This window comes from Mycobacterium sp. (assembly GCF_040509115.1).
Taxonomy (GTDB): domain Bacteria; phylum Actinomycetota; class Actinomycetes; order Mycobacteriales; family Mycobacteriaceae; genus Mycobacterium.
In genome coordinates this window covers 1-11,218 of sequence record NZ_JBEVLO010000490.1, presented here as the reverse complement: position 1 = coordinate 11,218, position 11,218 = coordinate 1, and the positions used below count along the sequence as shown (strand labels likewise).

Below are 11,218 nucleotides of genomic sequence, written 5' to 3'. Positions count from 1 at the left end.
AGAACGGAAGGAATCGGCAATGCCCGAACCCGTGACCGACCCCGCAGACTTGACTCGTCACAGCGCCGCGAAAGGTGTTGATCCCCGGCCCGAAGACCGGCTCAGGCCGGTGGCGATAGCCGTGGGGTTCGGGGTGCTGTGCGTGTCGTACCTTCTGAATGCGATGGACCGTCAGGTCTTCTATCCGCTGCTGCCCCAGATCCGCGAGGAGTTCGCCTTCTCCCTCGAGCAGAGCGGGCTGCTCGCCACGGGCTTCACTCTCGGCCTCGCGCTGACCGGCATCCCGGCCAGCTATGTCATCGATCGACTCAGCCGCCGAGCCGTTCTGGTGATCAGCATCGTCGTCTACTCACTCGGAACCTTGGCCATTCCGCTGGCCTCTGGTTTCGTCGACATGGCCGTCTACCGCGTCATCTCCGGGATAGGAGAGGGAGTGCAGGCGACGGTGCTGTACACCGTGGTCGGGTCCTTCTTCTTTCACCGTCGTGCGCTCGCAGCCGGGGTGGTCGGGGTGACTTTCGGTATCGGCGTCTTCCTGGGTCCCTTGCTGGGCAACAAGTTTGCGGCTTTCTGGGGAGACTGGCGTGCGCCCTTCGTCGCGTTCGGCGTGGCAGGCCTGGCAATGGCCGTACTCGCGCGCCTGGCCGTGCCGCGGCAGCTGACCGAAGCCGTCACCGTCACCAAGCCCGGCTCGGAATCGGCTGACTTCACCAACGTTCCGGCACGGGTGGTCAACCTCAACTCCGTGGCGCTCGCAATTGCCTGCACCGTGACGGGCCTGATGTTCTACGGCTTCCTCGGTCTGTATCCGACCTATCTCGCCGAGGAACTGAGCTTTACCCCGGGGCAGATCGCACTCGCCGCATCGTTCGTCGGATTCGGCGCAGTGACCGCCCTGATCGCCGGGTGGCTCGGCGACCTCGTCAGTCAGCCGCTTCTGCTTGCCGTCGGCTTTCTCGGCTCAAGCGCGAGCTCATTCGCCATCTATCACCTCGCCACTTCGCCTGCGGCGCAGTACGTTCTCGCGTTCAGCATGGGTGCCTTCGCCAGTGGAATCCTGTTCACCAACTGCACCACGGCTCTTCAGCGGGCCGTGCGGCCTGAGTTCGTGAGCCGCGCTGCAGGCGCCTTCGTGCTGAGCTTCTACGGCGCCTCGGTGTTCTCCGGGCTGCTGTTCGCCCGGCTGGTAGCCGTCCTTGGCTGGAGCAGCGCCGCACTGTGGCAGCTCACACTCCTTCCGCTGGTCGGCGTCGTGGCGGTGGCGTGTGTCCGCAGCGAGCGGATGGTGCTACCGCCCCGCCGTTCGTCATCGGCGCGCCGACGCGCGATCAGGCGGACCCCCTAGGGCGTGTACACGGCGTTCGACTCGACGTCATCGAAGATCGCACGCGCGACGGGGTTGCGAATCTCCTCGGCCAGGTGGCCCAAGATACCTGCACACCGGGCCAGCAGGACAACGCCGCGGCACAGTTCGGTCGGGATTCCCAGGTCGGCGAGCGCCGCGCCGCACGCGCCCGCACCGTTGAGCGGCAGCTTCTTCGGCGCCATCCGCCCGACGGCCTCGAACAACGCGAGATGCGGACCGTATTGGCCCTCCTCTCGCGCGACGCCGATCAGCACTGGAGTGCGCGGATCACCGTCCTTGTGCAGGTGGTGGCCGAGCCCCGGAACGAATCCCTGGTGTGCCGCAATGGCTCTCGCGGCCACCACGTCCCAACCCGCCTCGTCTTCCGGCAGGCCGTCGAGCCCGCTGAGCGTCTGCTGCAGGAACCGTGCGGTGTCCTCGCTGACACCGAGGAACCGCGACCCGCCGCCGAGCAGGCCCGCGGCAAGCGCACCCTGCAACGCCTCCGGCGCGCCAAGGTACGTCAGGCGCGCGGCGATCGCGGTCGGGGTGAAACCATGATCTGCCAGTGCCACCAGCACGGCCTCGAACACTCGCAGCTGCCCGGATGTCGGTTCCTGCAACGTGATCAACCGGTAGGCCAGCTCACCGAAGCTGATTCGACCGATCAGGTCGGCGCTCAGATCATGCCCCATGAGCGTGATGGTGTCTTTCGTCGAGACGCCAAGCGAGGTTGGATAAGTGGTCATTGCGAGTCCCTTCCGGTGGCGATCCAGGCCCGGATCTCCTCGTCGTGCTCGCCGATCGACGGCGGCGCGTAGTCGTAACGTGCTGGGGTCTGAGACATTCGGATCGGGTGACGGATCGTATTCACGCCGCCGGCCAGGACCACCGGTTCCAACCCGAGTTCCTCGGCAAGTTGCACCCCGCCGCGGACGTCGTTGATCGGCGCACAGGGGACGCCGACCGCAGAGAGCAGGCGAAACCACTCCTGCGCCGACTTCGTGGCCAACATCTTCTCTAGAAGCGGCCGGAGGTGATCGCGATTGTCGTTGCGCGCCAATACAGTCGAGAACCGTTCGTCATCGGCCAAGTCACTGGCTCCCAATGCCTCGGCCAGCTTGCGGAATTGACGGTCGTTGCCTGCGGCGATGATGAGGTCGCCATCGCCGGTGGGCATCGGCTCGTAGGGATACAGACTGAGGTGGGCGTTGCCCATTCGCGTCGGTACCACCCCGCCCGCGATATAGGCCGAGGTCTGGTTGACGAGAGCAGACAGAGCGCTCGACAAGAGATTGATCTCGATCTCCTGGCCCAGTCCGGTCTGGTCGCGATGATGCAGCGCGGCCAGAATGCCGATGGCCGAGTGGAGCCCTGCCATCACGTCGAAGACTGCGACGCCGGCCCGGTATGGCGGACCATCGGGCGCTCCGGTCAGGCTCATCAGGCCCGAAACACCCTGCACCAGCAAGTCGTAGCCGGGTATCGAAGCACCGGCACCCGACCCGAAGCCACTGATCGAGCAGTAGACGACACCTGGATTGGCTGTCTGCACGGAGTCGTAGTCCAAGCCGAATCGCGTGAGGCCGCCCGGCTTGAAGTTGTGGATGAAGACGTCGGCGCGCGCAGAGAGGGCCTGAGCCACTGCGTTGTCGTCGGCATCGCCGAGATCCAGCGCGATCGACCGTTTGTTGCGGTTGACTGACAGGTAGTAGGTGCCCACACCGTCATCGCTGGTAGGCGGCACCCAATGACGGGTGTCATCGCCGTGAGGGGATTCGACCTTGATCACGTCGGCGCCCATATCCGCCAGCAGCATCGTGCAGTACGGGCCCGCCAAGACACGGGAGAAATCGGCGACCACGAGGCCGCTGAGGGGTCCCGCTGACTTGGCATTTTGATCGGTAACCACCATACGGACAACTGTCCGCAATTCTCCCACCGATGTCAAGCAGGGACGGTGGCCTGGGGTCGTGACTGCCACAGCGCCCAGTCCGCAGACACGTCGCCAGCCGCGCGGAGCAGCAACGGCAGGCAGTCGTCGGTGAGCTTTTCGAGGCTCGTCTCGGCAGCGTGCACCGTCACGTTCATTGCTGCCCGTACCTGGCCGTCGCCGTCGCGGATCGGAACGGCTACCGACCGAATGCCCGGAGCCAGTTCCTCGTCGGCCAGGGCCCATCCCCTTGCCCGAATCGATTCGAGCTCGGCCGCGAAGCGCACGTTGTCAAGGGGCGGCCGAGGCGGCAGTCCGGAGCGGCTGTGTTCTGCCAGCGTGGCTACCAGCTGGGACGGCTCCAGGGCGGCCAACAGCACCTTGCCCTGAGAGGTGTACGGCGCCGGGAAGCGGGTTCCGATCTCCACGCGCAGCGTGATCAACTTCGGCACGGCGACGCGGGCCACGTAGACGATGTCCGACCCGTCGAGCTGGGAGATCGACGACGACTCCTGGGTGGCGGCGACCAGGCGTTCCATATGCGGCCGGGCGATGTCCCACAAGCCCAGCGAGCCGACGTAGGCCATGCCGAGCGAGAGCACCCGCGGGGTGAGGGCGAACTGGTTGCCGATCGAGCGGATATAGCCCAGCTCTTCCAGGGTCAGCAGCAGACGTCGTGCCGTCGGCCGGGCCAGGTCGGTAGCCCCGGCGACCTCGCTCAGGGTGAGGGTGGGTCGCTCGCCAGAGAAGCAGCTCAAGATGTCCAGGCCGCGCGCCAATGCTTCGACGAAATCGGAGCCTTGTCCGCGTCCGGCCATTCGGTTCCACCCCTTCCCTGTTGACAACCCTCGGGTCTGCGTCACATCCTACAGTCAAGGCATAAAACGGACGATGGTCCGGCAAGCGGACGAAGGAGTCGGCGTGGCTAAGTTAGTGGCGGTGCTCGCGATGACGCACCACCCGTTCTATTACCGGACCAGTCGGTTGGCGCCCGACCAGGCGCCGCCCTTCGCAGCCGAGTGGGTGCGCAAAGTCGAGGCCTATCGCGAGACCCTGACACGGGCGCGGCCCGACGTGTTGGTGATGGTGGGTTCGGATCACTTCCACCAACTCTGGCTGGACAACATGCCGCAGTTCCTCGTCGGCAAGGCGCCGTTCTACGACGCCAACTTCTACAACGAAGAAAGAGAATTCGGTCTGCCGCGCCTGTTGCTCAAGGGGCACGAGGAACTTTCCGCCCATATCCTGCGAGAAGGCATCGACAGGGACTTCGACCTCGCCTTCAGCAACGAGTTGCGGGTCGACCACTCGATCACCTGCCCGATCCTCAACGTGCGGCCGCAGAACGACCTGCCCATCGTTCCCATCTACACGAACATCTTTGCACCGCCGCTGCCGCGCCCCGAGCGCTTCGTCCGATTGGGCCAGACGATCCGCGAACTGATCGACGCGTGGCCATCGGACCTTCGCGTCGCCGCGATCGGCAGCGGCCACCTATCCCTGGAGTTGGGCGGCCCAAGGCAATTCGGCCCGCAGGGACCGGATCCCGAATTCGACGCCAAGGCGGTCGAGTGGATTGCCAACGGCGACATCGACGATTGCCTGGCCAACGTCAGCCTCGACAGCCTGCACGCGCCGGGAAACGCCACCCACGGCTTCATGGATTTCATGCTCATGATGGGCATCGCCGGCTACAACAAGGCCGATTACGCCGACCACCTGGACCTGTTCCACACCATGGAGGCGTACTTCACCTGGTACCCGAACGGACTCGGCGCATGAGCAAGTATCTGGTCAACAAGTTTCTGTACATGGTCGACCGCGATCCCGAACTCGTCGAACGCTACCGCGAGGACCCCGTGGGTACCGTCACCTGGTGGGAGACCGAGTGCGCCAATCTGGTTCTGAATTGCCAGGCGGGGGAAGCCTCGACGTGGCAGCGGTTCACCGACCCTGAACGCGATGCGCTGATGCGCCATGACCACGTGGCACTGTTCGAGATGGGTGTACACCCATTTCTCACCCTCACCCTGTGGATCGCGCTGTTCGAGCGTGATGCCACCGAACCCCTAGCCATGCAACGCAATTACGCCATCAAACTGGCGCACGTTGAGATGCCCTACCCCGACATCGCCACATAACGCAGGAGATGGCAGTGATCATCGAATGGGACGTTCCCATCGCCATGGACGACGGTCTGGTGCTACGCGCAGACGTCTTCCGCCCCGACGACACAGTGCCGCATCCGGTCCTGATGACCCACGGGCCCTACGCCAAGGGACTGGCGTTTCAGGACGGCTACGCCGCGATGTGGGCGAATCTCGAGGCCGAGCACCCCGACGCGCTGGCGGGTTCGTCGAACCTCTACCAGAACTGGGAGACCGTCGACCCGGAGAAATGGGTGCCCGACGGATATGCGGTGGTACGGGTGGACTCTCGGGGCGCGGGTCGTTCGCCGGGCTATCTGGACATTTTCTCTCCGCGAGAGACCCAGGACTACTACGAGTGCATAGAGTGGGCCGGTGTGCAGCCGTGGAGCAACGGCAAGGTCGGCTTGCTGGGCATTTCCTACTACGGAGTGAACCAATGGCAGGTAGCCGCGTTGCAACCGCCACACCTGACCGCGATCTGCCCGTGGGAGGGCGCCACGGACTTCTACCGCGAGATGACGCACCACGGCGGCATATTGAACGTCTTCGTCAACCAGTGGTATCCGGTGCAAGTGTCGTCGGTGCAGTACGGCACGAAGGAACCGCCACGTAGCCGCGCGACCGGCGAACCCGTCGCCGGACCCGAGGTCCTGACCGACGACGAACTTGCCGAGAACCGGGCGGACGTGGTCACCGCGCTGCGGGAACGCCCGCTGCTCGACGAGTTCTACCAACACCGCACCGCCGAACTCTCGAACATCACCGTGCCGGTGCTGTCAGCCACCAACTGGGCGCATCATCTGCACACCCGCGGCGGCTTCGAAGGGTACCTAGGGGTGTCTAGTGAGCAGAAATGGCTTGAGGTGCATGGCTTTCAGCACTGGGTCGAGTTCTACACCGACTACGGGGTGGCGTTGCAGAAGCAATTCTTCGGGCACTTCCTCAAGGGCGAGGACACCGGCTGGCAGAACCAACCTCCGGTAACCCTCAACGTGCGACGGGTCGACGGAACATTCGCGAAGCGTGCCGAGCAGGAGTGGCCCTTGGCACGCACCCGATGGACCAAGTTCCACCTGGATATCGAGAACAACGCGCTCTCGAACCAACGCGACGAAACGTCACGTGAGGCGTCGTTCGACGCGCAAGGCGTCGGACTCACGTTCTGGACCGAACCACTGTCGGGGGACATGGAACTGACCGGTCCGGCGGCGGGGTACCTACGGGTTTCGTCGTCCACGACCGACGCGGATCTGTTCCTGACCCTGCGCGTGCAGGACCCGGACGGCCGCGATGTGACCTTCCCGTCCGCAATGGACCCGCACGGCATCGTCGGGTTCGGCTTGCTACGCGCCTCATTGCGTAAGCAAGATCCATTGCGCAGCAAACCATACCGACCGTGGCACACCTTCGACGAACGCCAGCCGCTCATCCCCGGCAATCCGGTCGACGTACAGGTCGAAATCTGGCCGACGTCGGTGATCATCCCCGCGGGTTACCGCCTCGGCGTCGTGGTGAGCGGACGCGACTTCGAGTTCGCCGGTGATGGGCCCTGGCCGTTCACGTACGGAGTGTCGATGCGAGGCAACGGAATCTTCGTCCACACCGATCCGCACGATCGCGGCTCGGACGTCTACGCGGGGCAGACCACTTTGATCAGCGGCGGCGAGCAAGCGTCCTACCTACTGCTTCCAGTGATCGAGTCGTGAGGGGTCGCGCCAACCGACGACATTCCGGCACCCGCCGAACTCTAGTGTCTGGGCCATTGGTCAATACCGGCTAGCAGGTGTTTCGGGTCTCCGGCCAGCACCAACCCGCAATTGCAGACAGCAGTGCCGACACCGACCTCAGACGTAGGGCATTGTCTTCTGTCGGGCGAGAGGTCTTCTGGCGGGCGAGAGGTCTTCTAGGACCGAGAGCGCCGCACAACGCATTAGGAGCGTCAATGTCGCATCACCTTGACTCACCGCTGGCTCGCCAGGACATCCGTCTCGACATCACGGACCTGTATGTGTTCCGCGGCGAAATCGGTACCGCATTCGTGATCAACGTCTGTCACTCCCTCGGCGGCGACATCCCAGCGCCGGGCTTTCACCCAGAAGGCAGGTACGAGTTCAAGATCGACCTCGACGGCGACGCCGTCGAAGAGATCACCTACCGGATCACCTTCGCCGACCGCGATGCCGGTGGGCACCAGCCGTTCGAGCTTCGGCGAATCTCGGCGGCCGCGGCCGCAGATCCCGCCGAGGTCGGGTCACCGGTGCTCGTTGGCACTACCGACGCAGTCGCGACGAGCCCCGACGGGACTCGGTTGTGGGCGGGCCAGGCGGGCGATCCGTTCTGGATCGAGCCGAATGTCCTGCACGCCGTCGGCCACGCGTTTCAGGACGGCACCACCGTCGATCTCGGCGACTGGACGCCCGCTGATGCAACGAACTTGTTCGCAGGCACGACCGTGTACTCGATCGTGCTCGAAGTCCCAAACGACGATCTGAACCCCCGCGCCGCCGATGACCGCATCGGGGTGTGGGCGGTGGCGTCACTGGCCACCGACGCCGGCGGCTGGCGCTCCATCAACCGCGTCGGTTTGCCAATGATCCACCCGCTCTTCACCCAGTTCAACGAGGAACTCGGCAACGAGCTGAACGTGGGCACACCTCGTGACGACTACGCCACCTACGGCAGCCTGGTCGCCAAGGAGATCGCCGGTGTCGTCGGCGCTTACGGCACCGCCGAGCACCCAGCCGGATACGGAGAGTACGTGGCGCACCGGATGTTTCCCAATGTGCTGCCCTACACGGTGGGCACCCACGCCGTGTTCGGGTTCGCTGGCTGGAACGGGCGCTCGCTGATCGACAATGCCCCTGACGTGATGTTCAGCCTGGCCGCCAACACTCCGGTCAGCCTGGGAATCGGCCGCAGCTCCGTCACATCCAAGCCGTCATCCACCTTCCCGTACGTCCCAGCCGCGCCGTGAATTGACCGACACCTGGCGTCGGGCGGGTCTTTTGGTCGTAGCAAGCCACCGACCCACTGGGCGGCGACGATGCTCGGGGAGCTAAGCGGCGGTGCGGCGCCGCCGCCACAGCGCCGCCCCCAACCCCAACGTCACCAGCGCGAGACATCCCGCACCGATCAGCAACAAGGGGGACCGGCCGGCCGGGCCCGCCGTCGCGGTCGGTCCTTCGTCGGCCCCGATCGTCAGGTTGGTCACGGTGCCCTCGGTGCCAGCCGCCAGCACGTCGCCGTCGAGCGCGGACCAGCCGTCGGGCAACTGATCGATGTAGCCGAAGAGCGGTGGGACGAGTGACCACGCCCCGCTGGTGGTGACGAGGATGACCGTGCGGTTGCGGGGTTCGTCCGTGAATACTTGGATCGAACCGAGGCCGTCCCCGATGTCGGCGCGAAGTTCGTCACGTAGGCCCACCTGAACATCGGCACTCTCACCCCCGATCGGCGGGCGCATCGACGTCAGCTTGAGTGTCGCCGCGTTCGCCACGATCAACGCGGCGGTACTGGCGTCGGAGGCAGCCCTGACGTCGACCACACGCGGCATCAAGGTGGTCCCCGTCGTTCGTGCGATGGCCGCCACCACTTGCGCCGCATAGTCGAGTTGATCCGGGCTGCTGCCGTCGAGGGCGACGAGGAACTCCGGGTTCAACTCGGACGGCACGGCGCTGAACCCGCCGAGGGCCTGGCCACCGCGTCGCATGGTCAACGTCGACCGGGGGTCGAGCTGAATGGTCATGGGTGCCAACGTCGGGTTGCACAATTGCCGCGGGCTGAAGGTCAGGTCGAACTCGAAATTGATTCTCTGCGCGAGCAATTCACCGGGCACGTCGAACACCGCATCGACGCGGCCGCTGTCGTCCAACGCAGAGGTGTACACCGCCTGGCCGTTCACCCGGACCATCAGGCTGGCGGAGTCCAGGGCTGCGACCGGCGTGTGGATGGCGAGCAGATGCACCCCCACGTTGTCGACGCGCTCGACGCCCAATGCTGAACGATCGACCCCCACAGTGAAATTCGATGTCCCGAGGACATCGCTTTCACCTCCGAGATTCAGTTGGCGGAAGCTCATCTCGTCGGAGTCGGAGTCGGCGTCGGAGTCGGAGTCGGCGTCGGCGTCGGAGCCGGCCTTGTTGACACGGGCATTCGGCTGCTGCACCAAAGATTGCAGTCGGTTGACCACTAGCGATGCCTGTTCGGTGAGTTGGTCACCGCGGCCGGTCATCTTGAGATAGACGGCGGGTTGGCCCGCATTGATGACATTGAGTCCGGCGTCACCGCTTTCGACGACGACGGCCCGGGTGAATTGAGGTGCCTGCGGCGGTGTCGCGCCGCGCGAGTGGTTCACGACCGTTATCGCCGTCGCTTGCGGCCTGTACATGCGCGCGAACGCTGACGTCAGCGTGAGTACCGCCTGCTGTTCGGCGCCGTCGGCGTCGATCGGCGCATAGATCACGAGCCGCTCGAGGACGGGAGGAAAGAAGGTGGCGATTGACGTCGAGGGGGATTCGGTGCCGGTGAAGACCGCAGCAAGATCGCTGATGACGAGGCGTTCCCCGATTCCACACGGCTGCTCAGGCGGGATCTCGGCTTGTCGCACGGCGAGGGACAGTCCGAGCGCCGATCCGCTCACCCGGGCCGCCGCGATGTCGACGTCGAAGGGCACCGCCGCCTGGCTCGGTGTCGCCGCTGGCAGATCCACGGTTGCCAGAGCTTCGCCTCTGCTGTCGTCGATCTCGACGAACCCGGCGCCGAAGCCCACAGGAGCGTGGATGAGCCCACGCAAGCGGATGGCATTCAACCCGGATGGCACGGGAAGTGTGACTTCCTGGGTGGTGTCGGCGCCGACCAACGTGATCTCCCTGGGTAGACCGAGCGCGGTCCACGGCAGGGTGGTGTCTTCGCCGGCGATGGGATCGGCGTTCAGCGGCTCGGCCCGGGCCAGCCGGGGCGCACCGAGTGCCGTCAGCACCATCATCGACAGCAGCAGGCACGCGGCCGAGTAGAGAACGGCTCGCGGGATGCCTTCACGGCTCAAATCCGTCACCGCCGCCCCCGCCCGTGGGTGGATGCGTTCGAATCACATCCCGCCCTAGTGGCGAACCCTACGCGATCCGCGCCGGATGCGGGTGTGTCCGCAGCAAAGTGATTGGATCGATATACCATGAGATAGTATCGATTCAGGACGGAGCGCCGCAAAGTGTCTGTCAATGTGTCGAAAGTGCCCCCGTCCACGACTGCGTTGCTCTCGTCGATTGAAACCCGCTTCGTGCTGAAGCAGCTAATCCTCGGCGCAGTCATCGGCCTCTGCGTGGGCGCCCTCATCGGCGGCTTGACCTTCGGCGCATTCGGCACGGACACCACCGCGACCGCCTTCCTGCGGCTTCGGAATCCGGCCGACCTGACCGCAATCGCAGGCGGTGCGAGTCAGGTCACCCCTGATAACCAGGGCAACTCAAGCACGTTCGTCGGCGGCGAGATCGCCTACCTGTCAGGTGAGGGCTTCGCCTGGGCCGTCGCCAGAAAGATGGCCGAAGACGCCCCCGTCGTACTCAATGTGGCGCAGGCAGGCGAGTCGTCGGTGATCACCATGAGTTGCAGCAGCACTTCAGGCGAGAAGGCCATCAGAACCGTACAGACGGCCATCGACCTCTACGGGCAGCAACTCGCGCAGCGCATTGACGAGCAGCTGCGGACGATCCTGCCCACGGTGTCCGATTGGCAGCAGGGCGACACCGCAGACGCCGCGCGGCGACAGGAGCTGCTGCGAGTGCGTGAGAACGT

9 protein-coding genes and 1 pseudogene are annotated in these 11,218 nt (G+C 65.0%); 6 read left to right on the top strand and 4 right to left on the bottom strand.

All coding sequences use genetic code 11. The features are described from left to right. Positions 1–1,345 (top strand): MFS transporter (locus tag ABW137_RS33260; protein WP_526406779.1); only part of this gene is annotated, 1,345 nt, incomplete at its 5' end. Here ABW137_RS33260 and ABW137_RS33255 read toward each other — a convergent pair. The 3 genes from ABW137_RS33255 to ABW137_RS33245 are packed head-to-tail and all read right to left on the bottom strand — an operon-like array spanning position 1,342 to position 4,096. Further along, complete coding sequence (locus ABW137_RS33255; protein WP_526406777.1) at positions 1,342–2,094, bottom strand: citryl-CoA lyase; 753 nt, start codon at positions 2,092–2,094, stop codon at positions 1,342–1,344. The two genes, ABW137_RS33260 and ABW137_RS33255, sit on opposite strands and share 4 nt — an antisense overlap. After that, complete coding sequence (locus ABW137_RS33250) at positions 2,091–3,260, bottom strand: CaiB/BaiF CoA transferase family protein (RefSeq protein WP_526406776.1); 1,170 nt, start codon at positions 3,258–3,260, stop codon at positions 2,091–2,093. The genes ABW137_RS33255 and ABW137_RS33250 overlap by 4 nt, the downstream gene beginning before the upstream one ends. 32 nt (positions 3,261–3,292) lie before the next feature. Next, on the bottom strand, positions 3,293–4,096 hold the full coding sequence (locus ABW137_RS33245; protein WP_526406774.1) for an IclR family transcriptional regulator domain-containing protein: 804 nt from the start codon (positions 4,094–4,096) through the stop codon (positions 3,293–3,295). A gap of 103 nt (positions 4,097–4,199) precedes the next feature. On the opposite strand from ABW137_RS33245, the gene ABW137_RS33240 reads away from it, so the two are divergent. The 4 genes from ABW137_RS33240 (at position 4,200) to ABW137_RS33225 (ending at position 8,402) form a co-directional block, all read left to right on the top strand. Beyond that, positions 4,200–5,060: a DODA-type extradiol aromatic ring-opening family dioxygenase gene (locus ABW137_RS33240; RefSeq protein WP_526406772.1), complete on the top strand. Its 861-nt coding sequence runs from the start codon at positions 4,200–4,202 to the stop codon at positions 5,058–5,060. After that, complete coding sequence (locus tag ABW137_RS33235; RefSeq protein ID WP_526406770.1) at positions 5,057–5,419, top strand: hypothetical protein; 363 nt, start codon at positions 5,057–5,059, stop codon at positions 5,417–5,419. Before ABW137_RS33240 ends, ABW137_RS33235 begins: the two co-directional genes overlap by 4 nt. 8 nt (positions 5,420–5,427) lie before the next feature. Continuing rightward, the gene (locus tag ABW137_RS33230) at positions 5,428–7,134 is read left to right on the top strand and encodes a CocE/NonD family hydrolase (RefSeq protein WP_526406768.1); all 1,707 of its coding nucleotides are present in this window, start codon (positions 5,428–5,430) and stop codon (positions 7,132–7,134) included. A gap of 236 nt (positions 7,135–7,370) precedes the next feature. Continuing rightward, positions 7,371–8,402 carry a DUF4331 family protein gene (locus tag ABW137_RS33225; RefSeq protein ID WP_526406766.1) on the top strand — a complete coding sequence of 344 codons (1,032 nt, stop codon included), beginning with the start codon at positions 7,371–7,373 and terminating at the stop codon, positions 8,400–8,402. An 81-nt stretch (positions 8,403–8,483) separates the two neighbouring features. On the opposite strand, the gene ABW137_RS33220 is transcribed toward ABW137_RS33225, so the two are convergent. Next, positions 8,484–10,481: a hypothetical protein gene (locus ABW137_RS33220; protein ID WP_526406764.1), complete on the bottom strand. Its 1,998-nt coding sequence runs from the start codon at positions 10,479–10,481 to the stop codon at positions 8,484–8,486. Positions 10,482–10,655: 174 nt separating this feature from the next. On the opposite strand from ABW137_RS33220, the pseudogene ABW137_RS33215 reads away from it, so the two are divergent. Then, positions 10,656–11,218, top strand: a pseudogene (locus tag ABW137_RS33215) (hypothetical protein); the annotation flags it as partial.